Origin of the sequence: Paraburkholderia sp. MM5384-R2, from assembly GCF_014201025.1 — a bacterium.
GTDB lineage: Bacteria > Pseudomonadota > Gammaproteobacteria > Burkholderiales > Burkholderiaceae > Paraburkholderia > Paraburkholderia tuberum.
In genome coordinates, this window is the sequence record NZ_JACHDI010000003.1 from 83,160 (window position 1) to 100,078 (window position 16,919).

Consider the following 16,919-nt stretch of genomic DNA (forward strand, 5'->3'; position numbering starts at 1 on the left):
GGTTCTGCGCAATGAAAAGCTTCAAAGCCAGATGGCTTTCGTTCAGTGCGTTTGCGTTCGACCTGTGCGCGGTGGCAATGGCCTGGCTGCTGGCCTATGTGATCCGGTTCAACGGACCGGTGCCCGCGCCGTTCTGGTCGAGCGGGTTGCATGCGCTCGTGTGGGTGCTGCTGATCTACGCGGTGATGTTCCGCAGCTACGGCCTCTATCGCGGCATGTGGGTGTTCGCGAGCCTGCCCGATCTCGTGCGGATCGCGAAAGCGATCGGCGTCGGCGCGCTCGTCGTCGTGATCGGCTCGGCGCTGTTGCAGCCGGCGCCGGTCGTGCCGCGCTCGGTGCTGATCGTGTCGCCGATGCTGCTGTTCCTGACGATGGGCGGCTCACGCGCGCTGTATCGCGCGGCCAAGGAGTTCTATCGCTACGGCGGACTGGTCGGCCAGGGCAAGCCGGTGCTCGTGCTCGGCGCGGGCAATGCCGGCGCGAACCTCGTGCGCGAGCTGAAGCGCTCGGGCCAGTGGCGCCTCGTCGGTCTGCTCGACGACGATCCGATCAAGCAGGGCCGTGAAATCTACGGCTATCGCGTGGTTGGTGCGATCAGCGATCTGCAGAAAATCTGCACGGAGCTGAAGGTCGAGCATGTGATCATCGCGGTGCCGTCGGCGTCGGTGGAGGCGCATCGGCACATCGCCACGCTGTGCGTGCGCGCCGGCGTACGCGCGATGACGCTGCCCGCGCTCACGCCGCTCACGCAAGGTCAGGCGTTCCTGTCGCGCGTGCGGCAGATCGATCTCGAAGACCTGCTCGGCCGTGACCCGGTGACGATCGACACCGAGCACGTCGCCGCGCTGCTGAAAAACCGCGTCGTGATGGTGACGGGCGCGGGCGGCTCGATCGGCTCGGAGCTATGCCGGCAGATCCTGCGCTTCGGTCCGGTGCAACTGGTCGCGTTCGACATCTCCGAGTTCTCGATCTATCGGCTGAACGAAGAGCTGCGCGACAAATATCCGGAAGTGTCGGTGGTGCCGATCGTCGGCGACGTGAAGGACTCGCTGCTGCTCGATCAGGTGATGGCGCGCTACTGTCCGCACATCGTGTTTCATGCGGCGGCCTACAAGCATGTGCCGTTGATGGAAGAGGTCAACACGTGGCAGGCGGTGCGCAACAACGTGCTTGGCACGTACCGCGTCGCGCGCGCGGCGATCCGCCACGACGTCGCGCATTTCGTGCTGATCTCGACCGACAAGGCGGTCAACCCGACCAACGTGATGGGCGCGAGCAAGCGGCTCGCGGAGATGGCGTGCTCGGCGCTGCAGCAGCAGGGCGCGCGGCGCACGCAGTTCGAAACGGTGCGCTTCGGCAACGTGCTCGGCAGCGCGGGCAGCGTGATTCCGAAGTTCCAGGAGCAGATCGCGCGCGGCGGGCCGGTGACCGTCACGCATCCGGAAATCACGCGTTTCTTCATGACGATTCCGGAGGCGTCGCAACTCGTGTTGCAGGCGTCGAGCATGGGGCGCGGCGGCGAGATTTTCATTCTCGACATGGGCAAGCCGGTGCGAATCGCCGATCTCGCGCACGATCTGATCCGCCTGTACGGTTTCACCGAAGAGCAGATTCGCGTCGTGTTCACGGGTTTGCGTCCGGGCGAGAAGCTTTACGAAGAACTGCTCGCGGACGACGAAACCACCACGCGCACGCCGCACCCGAAGCTGCGCATCGCACAGGCGCGCGAGGTGCCGGACAGCCTGATCGACAATCTGCTGCCGTGGCTGATGCAGCATCGCGTGCCGGCCGACGATGAAGTGCGGCGCGATCTGCGGCGCTGGGTGCCGGAGTATCTGCCGGCGACGGCGACGACGCTGCGTAGTGTGGCGCCGGCGACGCGGGTGTCGTAGGCGTTCCGCCGCCGCGAGTGATCGGAGTAGTCGAAGCATTGAATCAGTACCCGCGAAGGCAGGTCATTTGGCCCGTTGAAATTGGCCGCCGGATGTTTATAGATAAGAGCCCCTACAGATCTGCTGGGGCTTTTTTTTTGCCCAGGAGAGCTGACGACCATCGCGCACGCCTCGGCTTTTCGGAGTCGTCTGAAGCCTGCGCCCGGCACATACACCTAGCATTGAACCGTCGCCGCCCGGTATGTCATTCCCGCTGAGGTGGCGGCTCCGTTGGCTCTTTTTCTGTGATGCAAAGGTATTGCGCGCCCCTGTGGCGCGTTTTTTTTGTCCAGGCGCAAGAGGCGGCAAATCCGGAATCGACCTATAGCGCGCCAGCGGCACGCGCGCTTGCGGTCAAGGCTCACCAATGGGAGGAACCTATGCAGGACGCAATGACCTACAGCCAGCGCAATCAGGAGGCGTGACACATGGCCTACACCGGCAAATTTCTCGTGAATAACGAGCCACTATCACCGCTCACCATTTCTGGCATCGGCACGTTCAACGCGTATTCAGGCAACAATCAATATCGCAATCGGGGCGGCTGCACGATGGTGCCTAATGATGGGCCGCTCCCTGCCGGTAAATACTGGATCGTGGACCGCCCCACGGGCGGCATCCGTTCTCAGGTGTTTGCATGGGCAAAAGATGAGTGGAATGCAGCAATGGGTCACCCATCGAATCACGGTGAATGGTTCGCGCTATATCGTGATGATGGGACGATTGATGATCTGACGTGGATTAATGGCGTCAAACGCGGGCAGTTCCGTTTGCATCCGGCAGGCGGACGCGGGATTTCGCTTGGCTGCATCACGCTGCCGAGCCATAGCGATTTCATGAGAATCCGCAACGCGCTGCTGCACACGGTCAAAATCCCCGCGCGCAGTTCGGGCCTTCTCGCCTACGGAACAATTGAGGTCATCACATATGGCAACACTTGCCCGTAGGGTGTTCAAGGTCGCCCTGTTTATCGGCCTGTGCTATCTCTCTCTGCTCTATGTCCGTCCGTACCATTATGAGTGGACAGAAAGCGAGTCGCGCGCATGGTTTGGTGCTTCGCGTTGGCTTGGTGTCCGCGATCCCGAAGATTTGTATTTCGTGGTGTGGGTGACGATTGAACTGATCGCGGCGGCGCTGGCGTATGTGGCGATCATGAAGCTATGGCGGTGGTATCGCACGAAGTAGACGAAAGCCCCGGCGACGGGGCTTTTCTATTGTGGGAGGGGTCGGGCCGCGAGGCATGCCCCTATCCCGATTTTGCCCAGGAGAGTTGACGACCATCGCGCATGCCCCGGCTTTTCGGAGTCGTCTGAAGCCTGCGCCCGGCACATACACCTAGCATTGAACCATCGCCGCCCGGTATGTCGTTCCCGCTGAGGTGGCGCCCCGGTTGGCTCTTTTTCTGTGATGCAAAGGTATTGCGCGCCCCTGTGGCGCTTTTTTTTGTCCAGGCGCAAGAGGCGGCAAATCCGGAATCGACCTGTAGCGCGCCAGCGGCACGCGTGCTTACGGTCCAGGCTCACCAACGGGAGGAACCTATGCAGGACGCAATGACCTACAGCCAGCGCAATCAGGAGGCGTGAAACATGGCTTACTTCGGCAAATTTCTCGTGAACAACGCGCCGCTGTCATCGCTCACCATTAATGGCATCGGCACATTCGACGCCTATTCCAGCAACGGCCAATACCGCAATCGGGGCGGCTGCACAATGGTTCCCAATAACGGGCCGATCCCCGCTGGCAAGTACTGGATCGTCCCGCGCCCTACTGGCGGCGTGCGCTCTGCGGTAGAAACGTGGTTAAAAGATGAGTTCAATTACTACTCGTCGCACCCGACCGATCACAGTGAATGGTTTGCACTGTATCGTGATGATGGGCTAATCGACGATTACACATGGATCAACGGCGTGCGGCGTGGAAACTTCAGGTTGCATCCGGCAGGTGGTCGGGGTGTTTCGCTTGGCTGCATTACCCTGCCGAGCCGTACGGATTTCCTGAGAATCCGCAACTCACTCCTGCACACCATGACGATCCCTGCCGGCAATTCGGGGCTTCGCGCCTACGGAACAATTGAGGTCATCACCTATGGCAACACCTGTCCGAAGGGTGCTTAAAGTCCTGCTGTTTATAAGTCTGTACCTTCTGTCATTCCGATTTGTCCGACCGTACGACGATGGGTGGACCGAGTCTGAGATGCGTGCATGGATACACGCTTCGGAGGTGCTAGGTATCGGCGATCCCGAAAACCTGTATATCGGCCTGTGGATGACTATCGAACTGCTCGTGGCGGTGCTGGCGTATGTGGCGATCATGAAGCTATGGCGGTGGTACCGCACGAAGTAGACGAAAGCCCCGGCGACGGGACTTTTCTATTTTTGCTCAGGAGAGTTGACGACCATCGCGCACGCCCCGGCTTTTCGGAGTCGTCTGAAGCCTGCGCCCGGCACATACACCTAGCATTGAATCGTCGCAACCCGGTATCGCTTTCTCGCTGAGGCGGCGGTTCGGTTAGCTCTTTTATCTGTGATGCAAATGTTTTGCGCGCCCTTGTGGCGCGCTTTTTTTGCCCAGGCGAAGGAGGCGGCAAATCGGGAATCGACCTGTAGCGCGCCAGGGGCACGCGCGCTTACGGTCAAGGTTCCACGACGGGAGGAACCTGTTGAGGACGCAATGACCTACAGTCAGCGTAATCAGGAGGTGTGACATATGGCCTACACCGGCAAATTCCTCGTGAATAACGAGCCACTATCACCGCTCACCATTTCTGGCATCGGCACCTTTGACGCTTATTCTGGCGACCGGCAATACCGCAATCGGGGCGGCTGCACGGCTGTGCCTAGCAAGGGGCCGATTCCCGCCGGCAAATACTGGATCGTCGACCGTCCGACTGGCGGCATCCGTTCACAGGCTTACGCATGGGGAAAAGACGCGTTGAATGCCGTTTTCGGCCATCCGTCGAATCACGGTGACTGGTTCGCCCTGTATCGGGATGATGGACTAGTCGATGATTTCACTTGGGTCAATGGTGTCAAGCGTGGGCAGTTCCGGTTGCATCCAGCAGGCGGGCACGGCGCATCACTTGGTTGCATACCTTGCCGAGCCATAGCGATTTCATGAGAATCCGCAATGCGCTGCTGCGCACCATGACGATCCCTGCCGGCATTTCGGGGCTTCGGGCCTACGGAACAATTGAGGTCGTCACATATGGCAACACTTGCCCGTAGACTGTTCAAGGGCACGTTGTTTCTGGCGCTGTTCGTTCTCTCTGTTCTTTATGTCCGGCCGTATCCCTACGAGTGGACAGAAAGCGAGTCGAATGCATATTGGGCGGCTTCCGATTGGCTCGGTGTGCGTGACCCTGATGACCTGTATTACATGGTGTGGGTGACTATCGAACTGATCGTGGCGGCGCTGGCGTATGTGGCGATCCTGAAGCTATGGCGGTCGTATCGCACGAAGTAGACGAAAGCCCCGGCGACGGGGCTTTTGTTTATCCCGTGCGTTGATGAATTTGGAGGAATCTCGTGAAGAGAGGGATTTATTGCTACATTTCGAGCCGAGTGAGCCGATTTCAGCCTTTGTCGCTTCTGCTCACCGCTTCCCCTTCCTCACCACCATCCATCGCGGCGACTTGAACCGCACGATGCTCACATAAAGCCACACATAAGTCGCCGCAAACACCACGACGAAGCAGAACAGATGCAGCGTGTGCCGCCAGAACAGCGTCGCCGGCACGACCGCAATCAGGCACAGCAGCCACAGATACGGCGACGTCAGCGAGTTGCGGCGCGTCAGCTCGCGCGCGGTGCGCGCGCCGACCGCCCAGCGCATCAGCCGCTTGTAGACCAGCATATGCAGATGCACGCCATCCGGGATGCCCGGCGACATGCCGCGAATGAACTTCTTGCGGTAGATCGAGAAGCAGGTCTCGAAGATCGGGTACATGAAGAGCAGCACCGGATACCACGCGGATACGTCGCGATTGCGCATCACGAGCAGGATCGACAGCTCGGCGAGCATGAAGCCGATGAAGTAAGCACCGCCGTCGCCGAGAAAAATCAGCCCGGCCGGGAAGTTCCAGATGAAGAAGCCGAGCACCGCGCCCATCATCATGAACGACGCGGACAGCACGACCGGGTCGTGCACCTGGAACGCCACATACGCGAGCGACGCGAACATCATGAACGCGACCATCGACGCGAGGCCGTTGAAGCCGTCGATGATATTGATCGCGTTGGCGAGCGCCGCGACCGCGAGCACCGTGACCACGAACGAGATCGCCGCATATGACAACAGAAAGTCGAGCGGCGGCACGCTGATGCGCGTGACCGCGATGTCGAGAAAGAACCAGGCGAGCGCGGCGGCCGCCATCGTGCAGATCAGGCGTGCGAGCGGCGACACGCGCTTGGTCAGATCCTCGACGAGCCCCGAGCCGAACGCCGGCATGCCGCACGCGATCAACCCGAGAATGCTGCCCGATACGGCCGGATACGCGCGATGCAACTGCACCGCGGAGACGATCAGCCCGAGCAGAATCCCAGTCCCGCCGATGCGCGGCACCGGCCGCACGTGGAATTTCTGGACGCCGGCCAGATCGGTGTCGGTCGAGAACTTTTCATGCAGATGCGCATAGCGCACGATCAACAGCGTGATCAGCAGAGAGACGAGAAAGCCGAGCGCAAAACTAAGCATGAAAGTGGGCCTGTGCGAAGACGCGGAATTATACAAACGAAACGTGCGGCGGCCGGCGCGCGGCACGGGCGCGAAGCTTTGATCCAGGCCGGCAAAAAATCCCAGATAGCGAGACCGAAGCGGCCCGCACGGGCCCGTGAGCGCTCGCTCCTCATGGATTCCCCCTATGCGGCGCGCGCGCGCCGCAACCGTAAACCTGGATGCGACGAAGTGTAAGTCGCGCGCAACAAAGGCGTTCCGGAGACCCAATGCTTAATAACATCACAATTCGTGGCGGACTGACGCTCGTGATCAGCGTATTCGTCGCCTTTCTTCTGACGGTGATCGCTGTCGGCTACGGCGCGCTGAAGCTCGCCAACGACAGCCTCGACGACACGCAGCGCAGTGCGGTCGCGCTGTCGCATCTGAAGGCGAGTTCCGAGAAGCTTCTGCAGGTGCAGCTCGCATTGGGCACCTATCAGACCTTGTTCAGCGTCGGCAAGCAGACCGACGATCTGCTGCCGGCCGCGCACAAGGTGCTGCTCGAATCGAACCACGACTTCCGCAACTACATGGCCGGCCCGTTCGCGAGCGACGTAGAGCGCAAGCTCGCGCAGAGCGTCGGCGACGCGCGCGCGGCGCTCGTCGACAAGGCGATCGAACCGGAATTCAAGGCATTGACCGACTTCGACTTCAACACCTTCCGCAACATCCAGGGCGACACGGCGAACAGCCTGTACGCGTCCTACTCGAAAGCGATCGACGCGCTCGAAAAAGCGCAGATGGACAATCAGCATCAGCAGGCCGCGACCGGCGCGCGACGCTTCCAGCTCGCGACAGTGCTGTTCGGCGCGATAGCGGTGATCGCGCTCGTGATCGCGGTGGGCGCTCGGGTCGCGTTGTCCTCGGCGCTGATCAAGCCGGTCAACGCGACGGTCAAGCACTTCGAGCGCATCGCGGCCGGCGACCTGAGCGTCGCGATCAAGGTGAAATCGCGCAACGAGATGGGCCAGCTGCTCGGCGCGCTGACGCGGATGCGCGACGGCCTCGTGGAAACGGTCGGCAAGGTGCGCGGCAGCACGAGCGCGATCACGCAGGGCGCGAACGAAATCGCGTCGGGCAATGCCGATCTGTCGGCGCGCACCGAGCAGCAGGCGGCCGCGCTGCAGCAGACCGCGGCGAGCATGGAGCAGCTGTCGGCGACCGTGAAACAAAACGCCGACAACGCCAGGCAGGCGAACCGCCTCGCGCACGGCGCGCTCGATACGGTCACGCGCGGCGGCAAGGTGGTGTCGCGCGTGACGGAGACGATGGACGGCATCAGCGAGTCGTCGCGCAAGGTCACGGAGATCATCGGCATGATCGAGGGGATCGCGTTTCAGACCAACATTCTCGCGTTGAACGCGGCCGTCGAAGCGGCGCGCGCGGGCGAGCAGGGACGCGGCTTCGCGGTGGTCGCCTCGGAAGTGCGCAGTCTCGCGCAGCGCTCGGGCGCGGCGGCCAAGGAGATCAAGGAGCTGATCGGCGAGTCGGCGGCGAAGGTCGAGGAGGGTGCGTCGCTGGTGTCGGATGCGCAGAAGACGATTCAGGAAGCGCTGAAGGCCGTCGAGCGCGTGACCGGCGTGATGAGCGAGATCGAGGCGTCGGCGCTCGAACAGAGCGACGGCATCGAGCAGGTCAACAAGGCGGTGTCGCAGATCGACGAGGTCACGCAGCACAACGCGGCGCTCGTCGAGCAGGCGGCGGCCGCGGCGAAGTCGCTGGAAGAGCATGCGATGGCGTTGCGTGATGCGGTCGCGGTGTTCCAGCTGGAAGGGGCAACGGCGTAACGCGTTCAGCAGCCACGGCGCTCACCGTCCTGACGAGGTGAGCACCAAAGCAAACGGCGGCGGCATCCGCGCTACGCGAATGCCGCCGCCATTTTTTAACGGGATGCGCTGGTGCCGAAGCGCTTTATGCAAACCCCTGCGGATTCGTCGACTGCCAGCGCCAGTGGTCCGCGCACATGCGCTCGATGCCGAACTGCGCGCGCCAGCCGATGATTTTCTCGGCCGCGCTCGGGTCCGCGAAACACTGCGCGACGTCGCCCGGGCGGCGCGCGACGATCTCGTACGGCACCGGCCGCCCCGACGCCTTCTCGAACGAGCGCACCACGTCGAGCACGCTATAGCCCTGGCCCGTGCCGAGATTGACGACGAAGCTCGCATCGCGCTCGACGAGCGCATCGAGCGCGGCGAGATGCCCGCGCGCGAGATCGACCACGTGGATGTAGTCACGCACGCCGGTGCCGTCGGGCGTCTCGTAGTCGCCGCCGAACACGCGCAGCTTGTCGAGCTTGCCGACCGCGACCTGGGCGACGTACGGCATCAGGTTGTTCGGAATGCCGGCCGGATCTTCGCCGATCAGGCCACTTTCATGCGCGCCGACCGGATTGAAGTACCGCAGCGTCGCGATGCGCCACGATGGGTCCGACACTTCGAGATCGCGCAGGATCTGCTCGGCGATCAGCTTCGATTGACCATACGGATTGGTCGCCGACAGCGGGAACGATTCGTCGATCGGCGAGCTCTTCGGCACGCCGTACACCGTTGCCGACGAGCTGAACACGAACTGCTTGACGTTGCGATCGCGCATCACGCCGAGTAGCGTCAGCAGGCTGCCGACGTTGTTCGCGTAGTACTCGATCGGCTTCGCGACCGACTCGCCGACCGCTTTCAGCGCCGCGAAATGGATCGCGCCGGTGATCGGATGCGCATCGAAAATCCGCTGCAGCGCGGCTGCGTCGCGCGCGTCGTCGTCGTAGAAGCTCACCGCACGGCCGGTGATTTTCTCGACGCGCCGCAACGCTTCGCGCTTGCTGTTCACGAGGTTGTCGATCACCGCGACGTCGTAGCCGCCGTTCAGCAGTTCGACGCAGGTGTGCGAGCCGATGAAACCCGCGCCGCCCGTTACCAGAATCGTGCCCTTCGTGGTCATGCTGTTGCTCCCATTAAAGTAAAACACCCGTGATTTTTTGCACCAGGTCTTTATAGGTTTCGACGACCATGCGTTCGTCGAATTCGGTTGCGACTTTCTGCCGGCCGCGTTCCGCCATCGCGCGCCGCTCCGCGCCGCTCATGTCGAGCATGCGTGCGAGACTCGCGGCAAGGCTCTGCGCATTGCGCGCTTCGCACAACAAGCCGTTGAGGCCGTCGGCCACCACCTCGCGGCAGCCGGGCACGTCGGTCGCGACGATCGGCCGGCCCATCGCCGACGCTTCCATCAGCGTGCGCGGCACGCCTTCGCGATACGACGGCAGCACCACGCAATCGGCATCGGCGATGAACGGCCGCACGTCGTGCGCCTCGCCCAGATATTCGATCACGCCTTCCTGTTCCCACGCGGCGACTTCGTCGCGCGTGATCGCGCTCGGATTGTCGACGCCGACCGGCCCGAGCAGCTGAAAGCGCGCGTGGCGGTAGCGCGCGCGCAATTGCCGCGCGGCCTCGACGTATTCGCCGACGCCTTTGTCCCAGAGCAGCCGCCCGATCAGCACGAAGCGAAACTCCGCGCGCTCGCGCAGCGGCGTGAACGCGAACTGCTCGAGATCGACGCCCTCGCCGTGCAACAGCCGCGCGCGCTCCGGATGCACGAGCAGCTTGCCGTCGATGAACGCGGCCTGATCGTCGCGATTCAGGAACCACACTTCACGCGGAAAGCGGAACGCAAAACGATACAGCCTTTTGGCGATCTGCGCGGCGCGGCTGTGCTGGATGAACACGTAGCCGAGCCCGGTGGTGACCGCCACCGACTGCACGCCGGCCAGCTTCGCCGCGATCGAGCCGTAGATGTTCGGCTTGATCGTGTAGTGAAACACGACATGCGGACGGATGGTCCTGTACTGCCGATACAGCGCGACGAGCGTGCGCAGATCTTCGCCCGGACTCGTGCCTTTCGACGCCATCGGCAGCTCGATGCAACGGCAGCCCATCGCGGCGAGCAACTCGAACGTGCGGTCGCGCGGCGCGAGCACCGTCACGTCGACGCCGCGCCCGATCAGCGTGCGGATCAGCCGTTGCCGATAGGTATAGATTGCCCAGGCCGTGTTGCAAACGAGTGTAATGCGTAGCGCGGGCGTCGACTTGAAAGAGGGCTTCATGCGAAGAAATGCCGGGCGTTGAATGAAGTGTGGACCATTGATACGAAGACAGCGCCCTACGATGCGGCGCGAACCTCAGCGAATGAAGCGACTGCGACAGCGACAGCGACAACGACAACGACAACGACAACGACAACGACAACGACAACGACAGCGTTCACACGCGGCGCGACTCAACGGTTCGCGCGCGGCGTGAGCAGCACGCGCTTGACCCGCTGCAACGTGCGATAAGGCAGCATCAGATGCAACAGATTCTTCGCGAGGCCCAACCAGTCGTACGGATTGGCCACGTTGAAGTAGCGCAACTGCAAACGCAGCGTCGAACCGATCTGCCGGCGCCGTTTCGTCGCGCTGATGCCGCCTTCGTTCAGCTCATAGAAAAGACCGAGTTCCGGCAGATTCGCGCAGTCATAGCGTTCCATCAGACGTACGAACAGATCGAGGTCCTCCGCCGAACGATACGCGGCGCGGTAGTTGCCGACTGTGCGGACGGCATCGATACGCAGCATCATCGACGGATGCGCGAGGCACGAGCGGAAAAAGCGCTGGCGCCGGATCACGTTCGGCGCGGCCGGCGGCGTCAGCATGAAAAGCGGCTCGCCCGCGCGCGTGACGACCTGGGTCCACATGCCGAGGCCCGCCACGTTCGGATGCGCTTGCATGAACGCGCGCTGCTTCGCGAGCCGCTGTGGCACCGCGCGATCGCCCGCGTCGATGCGCGCCGCATAGCGAAAGCCGCGCTGCGCGAGCGCGTCGATGCCGGTTCGCAGCGCACGCTCGATGCCCCCGTTCTGCGCCATGCGCAGCACTTCGATCTTCAGGTTCGGCAGCGTGGGCGCGACGATTGGCGGCGTGCTGCCGTCATCGACGATCAGTACGTGCACCAGCGCACTTTCTTCGAACGACGCGAGCGTAGAATCGACGTCCGCCTGGCCGTTATAGGCGGGGATCAGCACCGCGACGTCGTCGAGCGTGGTTTGCGCGGTGGCGGATGAATTCGTCATGGGCGCAATTTGAAACGGATGTAATAAAGATTGACCGAGACGGCCGCCAGATAGCCGGCCGCGAGGCCGACGAGCGCGCCATACGCGCCGAGCCGCGGGATCGCCAGCAGATTGACCGCGAACGCGACGGCGAGCGCGAGCAGCCACTTGGCGAGCAACACGAACTTGGCCTGATATTTGAGCACGACCAGATTGCCGATCGCCTCGACGCCGGCGGGCACCGACAGCCACACGGCCCAGCGGAAGATTTCGATCGCGCCTTCGAAGTCCGGCCCGAACACACGGCGGATGATGAAGCCCGCGAGCAGATCGAGCACGAACGCGCCGCACACCATCAGCACGGCGCTCAGCGCGGTGAGCCGCCACATGTTGCGGCGCAGTTGCGCGATGCCTTGCACGCGGTAGACGAATGCGGGCGCAATGGTTTGCGCGAGCATCAGCGCGAGCGTGATCCAGTTTTCATTCAACTGCTGGGCGGCCGAGTAGCGACCGAGGTCGGCGAACGAAATCGCGCGCTCGAGCATCAGCCGGTCCAGTTTCAGAAATAGATACATACAGATGAGCCCGAGCCAGAACACGGTGCCCGCGCTCGCGAAGTGCCTGAAGAACGAACGTTCGACATGCCAGCCCAGCTTGCCGCCATGCCGGCGCATGAAGTAGAGCAACAGCACCGCGCCGATCGCCGCCGATTCGAGCGCCCACAGCCAGCCGAAACGCGCGGGCGCGGCCGTCGCGCGCACCAGCAGATAGACGAGAGCCGCCTTGATCACCGCGGTGCTCATGCTGGTCAGCAATTGCGGCTTGCTGTAGGTCATGCTTTGCAGCCACGCGTTGATCACGCCGACGAACGGCTCGCGAAACAGCATCGTCACCGCGAGGCCGGCGAGCATCGCACCGACGAGCGGTTCGAAGAAGTGCAGCGCAATGCCGAGCCACGTGAGCAGCAGCGCAACGGCCGAGACGGAGAAGCGCAACGCGAACGCGCTGCCGAGGACGGTGCCGAGTTGTTCGGGCGGCCGGTTGACGATGGTCGGTACGAGGATTTCCGCGCCGCAGACCCAGGTGATCGGCGACAGCACCAGCAGCAGCGTATTCGCGTACTGCCATTTGCCGAACGTTTCGGGCCCGAAGTAACGCGCGAGCATGCCGCTGATCACGATTGCGACGCCGATCTGCGTGAGCCGCTCGAGACCCAGCCAGACGATGTTCGTAAACGCTCGGGTGACGTCGGGATTGGCGAAGCGCTTGACCGTCAGCATCCGTTGGCCGCTCGCCGCTGCGCGTCGGTCAAGCCGCCTCGCACGGCCATGCATGCGGCGCTATGCGCATTCGCCCGCCCGGCCGGCAGCCACGGCAACTTTACAAATGGAGGGCGTCTAAGCATTAGAATGGCGGTATTCAGGCTGGTCAGAAAAACGCAATTATAAGTTGGAACCGGACCGCTTCCGGCAAGGGCGCATCGAGGCGCGGTAACAGGTGTTTTTAACGTGAGTATTACGTGGTTTTTAACGCGAATTTTTGCCGCGTTTTAACCGGCGATTGTTACCGGTCGAGATCGGTGCGCAGGTCAAAATTTTCCATTGCACGCAAGTGAGCCAACATGATCTCCAAATCCATTTTCAAGGCGTATGACATTCGTGGCGTCATTGGCAAGACGCTCGACGCCGACGCCGCGCGTTCCATCGGTCGCGCATTCGGCAGCGAAGTGCGCGCGCAGGGCGGCGACGCGGTCGTGGTCGCGCGCGACGGACGCCTGTCGGGCCCCGAGCTGATCGGGGCGCTGTCCGACGGCCTGCGTGCGGCCGGCGTCGATGTCGTGAACGTGGGCATGGTGCCCACGCCGGTCGGCTACTTCGCGGCGAGCGTACCGTTGAAACTGGCGGGCGGCGAGCGCCGCGTCGACTCGTGCATCGTCGTGACGGGTAGCCATAATCCGCCGGACTACAACGGCTTCAAGATGGTGCTGCGCGGCGCGGCCATTTACGGCGAGCAGATTCTCGCGCTGCATCAGCGCATCGTCGACGAGAACTTCGCCGACGGCAGCGGCAGCTACGCCGAGTACGACATCGCCGACGCGTATCTCGAGCGCATCGCGAGCGACGTGAAGCTCGCGCGTCCGATCAAGATCGTCGTCGATACCGGCAACGGCGTGGCCGGTGGGCTCGCGCCGAAGCTGTTCAGGAAGCTCGGCTGCGAACTCGTCGAACTGTTCACCGAAGTCGACGGCAACTTCCCGAATCACCACCCGGACCCGGCGCACCCGGAGAACCTCGAAGACGTGATTCGCGCGCTGAAGGAAACGGATGCGGAAATCGGCTTCGCGTTCGACGGCGACGGCGACCGCCTCGGCGTCGTCACCAAAGACGGCCAGATCATCTACCCGGACCGTCAGCTGATGCTGTTCGCCGAAGAAGTGCTGTCGCGCAACAAGGGCGCGCAGATCATTTACGACGTGAAGTGCACGCGCAATCTCGCGAAGTGGGTCAAGGACAAGGGCGGCGAGCCGCTGATGTGGAAGACCGGCCACTCGCTCGTGAAGGCGAAGCTGCGCGAAACCGGCGCGCCGCTGGCTGGCGAAATGAGCGGCCACGTGTTCTTCAAGGACCGCTGGTATGGCTTCGACGACGGCCTGTACACGGGAGCGCGTCTGCTCGAGATCCTCACGCGTGTCGCCGACCCCAGCAAGCTGCTGAACTCGCTGCCGAACTCGCACTCCACGCCCGAGCTGCAGCTGAAACTCGAGGAAGGCGAGAACTTCGAGCTGATCGCGCGTATGCAGCAGAACGCGAAGTTCACCGGCGCGGACAACGTCGTGAAGATCGACGGTCTGCGCGTCGAGTATCCGGACGGCTTCGGCCTCGCGCGTTCGTCGAACACGACGCCGGTCGTGGTGATGCGTTTCGAGGCCGACAACGACGCGGCGCTCAAACGCATCCAGGACGACTTCCGCCGCGTGATTCTCGCGGAGAAGGCCGATGCGAAACTGCCGTTCTGACGGCTGATGCGGCGCGGCGCTTCGAAGTTCGTCAAGACGGCTCGAAGCGTCGCCCCTACCGAACGCGGCGCGGGTTGCCTTACCGCGCCGCGTTTTTCATGTCTTTCATGGACGGCGCGCTAGAATTGCGGTCCTTTCAACGCATCTTCGAGCCGGATAGCCGGTTTTCTCACTCTTGAGCGCGCAAAAGATACTGATCGTGAGGGTGTCGTCGCTGGGCGACGTCGTTCACAACATGCCCGTGATCGCCGACATCCGGCGCCGCCATCCCGACGCGCAGATCGACTGGCTCGTCGAGGAAAGCTTCGTCGGGCTCGTGGAACTCGTGGCCGGCGTGCGGCGCGCGATTCCGGTGTCGCTGCGGCGCTGGCGCAAGCGCATCCTGTCCGTCGACAACTGGCGCGAGATCGGCGCGTTTCACCGCGCGCTCGCCGCCGAGCACTACGATCTGGTGATCGACTGCCAGGGCCTCATCAAGACCGCGTGGCTCGCGAACATGGCGCGCGGACCGCTCGTCGGCCTCGGCAACCGTACCGAAGGCGCCGGCTACGAATGGCCGGTGCGCTTTTTCTACGGGCGGCGCGTGCCGATCGCGCCGCGCACGCACGTGGTCGAACGCACGCGTCAACTGGTGGCCGCGGCGCTGAACGATCCGCCGCCGCAACCCACCGACGACATCGACTTCGGTCTCGACACGGGCCGTGCCGCGCTCGCGCTGTCGCAGGCGAATCTGAATCTGCCGGTGCCGTACGTGGTGTTCGTGCACGCGACTTCGCGCGCCGACAAGCAGTGGCCCGATGCCGCGTGGATCGAACTCGGGCAGGCGCTGGTGCGGCGCGGCGCGTCGATCGTGCTGCCGTGGGGCAGCGACGCCGAGCGCGCGACCAGCGAGCGGCTCGCGAAGGAGTTCGGCGCGGCCGCGATCGTGCCGCCGAAGCTGTCGCTGCCGGCGGTGGTGGGGCTGATCGATGGCGCGGCCGCGACGGTCGGGGTTGACACAGGTCTGGTCCATATCGCGGCGGCGCTGAAGCGGCCCACGCTCGAGTTGTACAATTTCTCGACCGCGTGGCGCACCGGCGGCTACTGGTCGCCGAACGTCGTCAATCTCGGCGCGGCGGGGCAGCCGCCTACGCTGCAGCAGGTGAAGTCGGTGCTTGCCGGCTTCGGGCTGTTGTAACCCGGGCCGGCCGGCATCAGCACCTGCTGCATCCTGTCGGTGCGCTTCGCCTTGCGCACCCTCCGTTCCAAAGGGCGACCATGAACGAAACCCAGATCATCGAAGTAGCGAACGCCGACTGGCACGGCTGCAACCTGTCCGTGCCTCGAGAGACGCTGCTCGCCGGCGTCGAGCGCGGCAAGGTGCTGTACTTCCCGAACCTGCGCTTCGCGATCGACGGTGGCGAGCAGGCGCTGCTCGACCCGGCGCTCGCCGATCCGAACCGCAAGAACATCAGCCTCGAACCGAACGGCGGCGCGCTGCATGGCGTGGCCGGCGATGCGGTCACGCAATCGGCGGTGCGCGCGTTGATCGCGCGTTATCAGGCGAATGCGCGCACGCTCGTCGACGGGCTCTTCCCCGAATACAGCGGCAAGCTGCGGGTCGCGCCGACGAGCCTGCGGCTGCATCAGGTCGAGACTCGCGAAACCTCGTGGCGCAAGGACGATAGCCGTCTGCACGTCGACGCGTTTCCGTCGCGGCCGAATTACGGCGAGCGCATCCTGCGCGTGTTCACCAACGTCAATCCGCATGGCGTGCCGCGGGTATGGCGCGTCGGCGAGCCGTTCGAGGACATGGCGCAGCGCTTCCTGCCGCGTATCAAGCCGCAGATGCCCGGCTCCGCGTGGCTGCTGAACCTGCTGCACGTGACCAAATCGCTGCGCAGCGAATACGATCATCTGATGCTCAGTCTGCACGACGGCATGAAGGCCGACCTCGACTATCAGAAGACGAGCCCGCAACAGACCATGCCGTTTCCACCGGGCAGCGTGTGGGTGTGCTTCTCCGACCAGACCTCGCATGCGGTGATGTCCGGCCAGTTCATGCTGGAGCAGACTTTCTTCCTGCCAGTGAAGGCGATGGCGCAGCCGGAATGCGCGCCGCTCGGCATTCTCGAGCGCCTGAAGGGCAGGGCGCTGGTTTGAGCGCGGCGGTCGATTCGAGGGCCGGGCAGATGCCGGCC

General features: G+C 63.3%; 15 protein-coding genes and 1 pseudogene. 11 read left to right on the top strand and 5 right to left on the bottom strand.

The genetic code is table 11. From position 1 onward, the window contains the following. Positions 1-11 precede the first annotated feature (11 nt). The 7 genes and pseudogenes from HDG37_RS06500 (at position 12) to HDG37_RS06530 (ending at position 5,393) form a co-directional block, all read left to right on the top strand. Positions 12-1,892, top strand: coding sequence for a nucleoside-diphosphate sugar epimerase/dehydratase (locus HDG37_RS06500; protein ID WP_184045455.1), 1,881 nt, complete (start codon positions 12-14; stop codon positions 1,890-1,892). 467 nt (positions 1,893-2,359) lie between these two features. Next, the gene (locus tag HDG37_RS06505) at positions 2,360-2,878 is read left to right on the top strand and encodes a DUF2778 domain-containing protein (protein WP_184045457.1); all 519 of its coding nucleotides are present in this window, start codon (positions 2,360-2,362) and stop codon (positions 2,876-2,878) included. Beyond that, positions 2,859-3,116 carry a hypothetical protein gene (locus tag HDG37_RS06510; protein ID WP_184045459.1) on the top strand — a complete coding sequence of 86 codons (258 nt, stop codon included), beginning with the start codon at positions 2,859-2,861 and terminating at the stop codon, positions 3,114-3,116. The genes HDG37_RS06505 and HDG37_RS06510 overlap by 20 nt, the downstream gene beginning before the upstream one ends. 401 nt (positions 3,117-3,517) lie before the next feature. Next, on the top strand, positions 3,518-4,045 hold the full coding sequence (locus HDG37_RS06515; protein ID WP_184045461.1) for a DUF2778 domain-containing protein: 528 nt from the start codon (positions 3,518-3,520) through the stop codon (positions 4,043-4,045). 79 nt (positions 4,046-4,124) lie between these two features. After that, positions 4,125-4,274 carry a hypothetical protein gene (locus HDG37_RS40000; RefSeq protein ID WP_311539619.1) on the top strand — a complete coding sequence of 50 codons (150 nt, stop codon included), beginning with the start codon at positions 4,125-4,127 and terminating at the stop codon, positions 4,272-4,274. A 363-nt stretch (positions 4,275-4,637) separates the two neighbouring features. Further along, positions 4,638-5,155, top strand: a pseudogene (locus HDG37_RS06525) (DUF2778 domain-containing protein). Continuing rightward, positions 5,136-5,393 (top strand): hypothetical protein, encoded by a 258-nt coding sequence (locus HDG37_RS06530; RefSeq protein ID WP_184045465.1) that lies wholly within the window; start codon positions 5,136-5,138, stop codon positions 5,391-5,393. The pseudogene HDG37_RS06525 and the gene HDG37_RS06530 overlap by 20 nt, the downstream one beginning before the upstream one ends. A gap of 129 nt (positions 5,394-5,522) precedes the next feature. Here HDG37_RS06530 and HDG37_RS06535 read toward each other — a convergent pair whose 3' ends face one another. After that, a complete protein-coding gene (locus HDG37_RS06535; RefSeq protein WP_184045467.1) occupies positions 5,523-6,623 on the bottom strand; it encodes a glycosyltransferase in 1,101 nt (366 codons plus the stop codon). Between the two features lie 248 nt (positions 6,624-6,871). Between HDG37_RS06535 and HDG37_RS06540 the strand changes: the two genes are divergently transcribed. Further along, the gene (locus HDG37_RS06540) at positions 6,872-8,431 is read left to right on the top strand and encodes a methyl-accepting chemotaxis protein (RefSeq protein WP_184045469.1); all 1,560 of its coding nucleotides are present in this window, start codon (positions 6,872-6,874) and stop codon (positions 8,429-8,431) included. 124 nt (positions 8,432-8,555) lie between these two features. Here the strand turns inward: HDG37_RS06540 and galE are convergent, their stop codons facing one another. The 4 genes from galE to HDG37_RS06560 all read right to left on the bottom strand — a co-directional run bounded on the left by galE (position 8,556) and on the right by HDG37_RS06560 (position 13,003). Then, positions 8,556-9,578, bottom strand: a complete 1,023-nt coding sequence (gene galE, locus HDG37_RS06545) for a UDP-glucose 4-epimerase GalE (protein WP_184045471.1) — start codon at positions 9,576-9,578, stop codon at positions 8,556-8,558. A 13-nt stretch (positions 9,579-9,591) separates the two neighbouring features. Continuing rightward, positions 9,592-10,740 carry a glycosyltransferase family 4 protein gene (locus HDG37_RS06550; protein WP_184045472.1) on the bottom strand — a complete coding sequence of 383 codons (1,149 nt, stop codon included), beginning with the start codon at positions 10,738-10,740 and terminating at the stop codon, positions 9,592-9,594. A 173-nt stretch (positions 10,741-10,913) separates the two neighbouring features. Next, on the bottom strand, positions 10,914-11,744 hold the full coding sequence (locus HDG37_RS06555) for a glycosyltransferase (RefSeq protein WP_184045474.1): 831 nt from the start codon (positions 11,742-11,744) through the stop codon (positions 10,914-10,916). Further along, complete coding sequence (locus HDG37_RS06560; protein ID WP_184045476.1) at positions 11,741-13,003, bottom strand: oligosaccharide flippase family protein; 1,263 nt, start codon at positions 13,001-13,003, stop codon at positions 11,741-11,743. The genes HDG37_RS06555 and HDG37_RS06560 overlap by 4 nt, the downstream gene beginning before the upstream one ends. A gap of 341 nt (positions 13,004-13,344) precedes the next feature. Here HDG37_RS06560 and HDG37_RS06565 point away from each other — a divergent pair, with 341 nt between their 5' ends. From HDG37_RS06565 to HDG37_RS06575, 3 genes are all read left to right on the top strand, one after another. Next, on the top strand, positions 13,345-14,739 hold the full coding sequence (locus tag HDG37_RS06565) for a phosphomannomutase/phosphoglucomutase (protein WP_184045478.1): 1,395 nt from the start codon (positions 13,345-13,347) through the stop codon (positions 14,737-14,739). Between the two features lie 175 nt (positions 14,740-14,914). Continuing rightward, the gene (waaC, locus tag HDG37_RS06570; RefSeq protein ID WP_184045480.1) at positions 14,915-15,916 is read left to right on the top strand and encodes a lipopolysaccharide heptosyltransferase I; all 1,002 of its coding nucleotides are present in this window, start codon (positions 14,915-14,917) and stop codon (positions 15,914-15,916) included. Between the two features lie 80 nt (positions 15,917-15,996). Then, a complete protein-coding gene (locus HDG37_RS06575; RefSeq protein WP_184020906.1) occupies positions 15,997-16,881 on the top strand; it encodes a Kdo hydroxylase family protein in 885 nt (294 codons plus the stop codon). The last annotated feature ends 38 nt before the right edge of the window (positions 16,882-16,919 follow it).

Bases quoted from the DNA above. Each gene is read 5' to 3' on its own strand.
- HDG37_RS06540 (WP_184045469.1), top strand. From the start codon at position 6,872: ATGCTTAATAACATCACAATTCGTGGCGGACTGACGCTCGTGATCAGC.
- HDG37_RS06535 (WP_184045467.1), bottom strand. From the start codon at position 6,623: ATGCTTAGTTTTGCGCTCGGCTTTCTCGTCTCTCTGCTGATCACGCTG.
- HDG37_RS06560 (WP_184045476.1), bottom strand. From the start codon at position 13,003: ATGCTGACGGTCAAGCGCTTCGCCAATCCCGACGTCACCCGAGCGTTT.
- HDG37_RS06505 (WP_184045457.1), top strand. From the start codon at position 2,360: ATGGCCTACACCGGCAAATTTCTCGTGAATAACGAGCCACTATCACCG.
- HDG37_RS06510 (WP_184045459.1), top strand. From the start codon at position 2,859: ATGGCAACACTTGCCCGTAGGGTGTTCAAGGTCGCCCTGTTTATCGGC.
- HDG37_RS06515 (WP_184045461.1), top strand. From the start codon at position 3,518: ATGGCTTACTTCGGCAAATTTCTCGTGAACAACGCGCCGCTGTCATCG.
- HDG37_RS06565 (WP_184045478.1), top strand. From the start codon at position 13,345: ATGATCTCCAAATCCATTTTCAAGGCGTATGACATTCGTGGCGTCATT.
- HDG37_RS40000 (WP_311539619.1), top strand. From the start codon at position 4,125: ATGCGTGCATGGATACACGCTTCGGAGGTGCTAGGTATCGGCGATCCC.
- HDG37_RS06575 (WP_184020906.1), top strand. From the start codon at position 15,997: ATGAACGAAACCCAGATCATCGAAGTAGCGAACGCCGACTGGCACGGC.
- HDG37_RS06550 (WP_184045472.1), bottom strand. From the start codon at position 10,740: ATGAAGCCCTCTTTCAAGTCGACGCCCGCGCTACGCATTACACTCGTT.
- galE (WP_184045471.1), bottom strand. From the start codon at position 9,578: ATGACCACGAAGGGCACGATTCTGGTAACGGGCGGCGCGGGTTTCATC.
- HDG37_RS06555 (WP_184045474.1), bottom strand. From the start codon at position 11,744: ATGACGAATTCATCCGCCACCGCGCAAACCACGCTCGACGACGTCGCG.
- HDG37_RS06530 (WP_184045465.1), top strand. From the start codon at position 5,136: ATGGCAACACTTGCCCGTAGACTGTTCAAGGGCACGTTGTTTCTGGCG.
- HDG37_RS06500 (WP_184045455.1), top strand. From the start codon at position 12: ATGAAAAGCTTCAAAGCCAGATGGCTTTCGTTCAGTGCGTTTGCGTTC.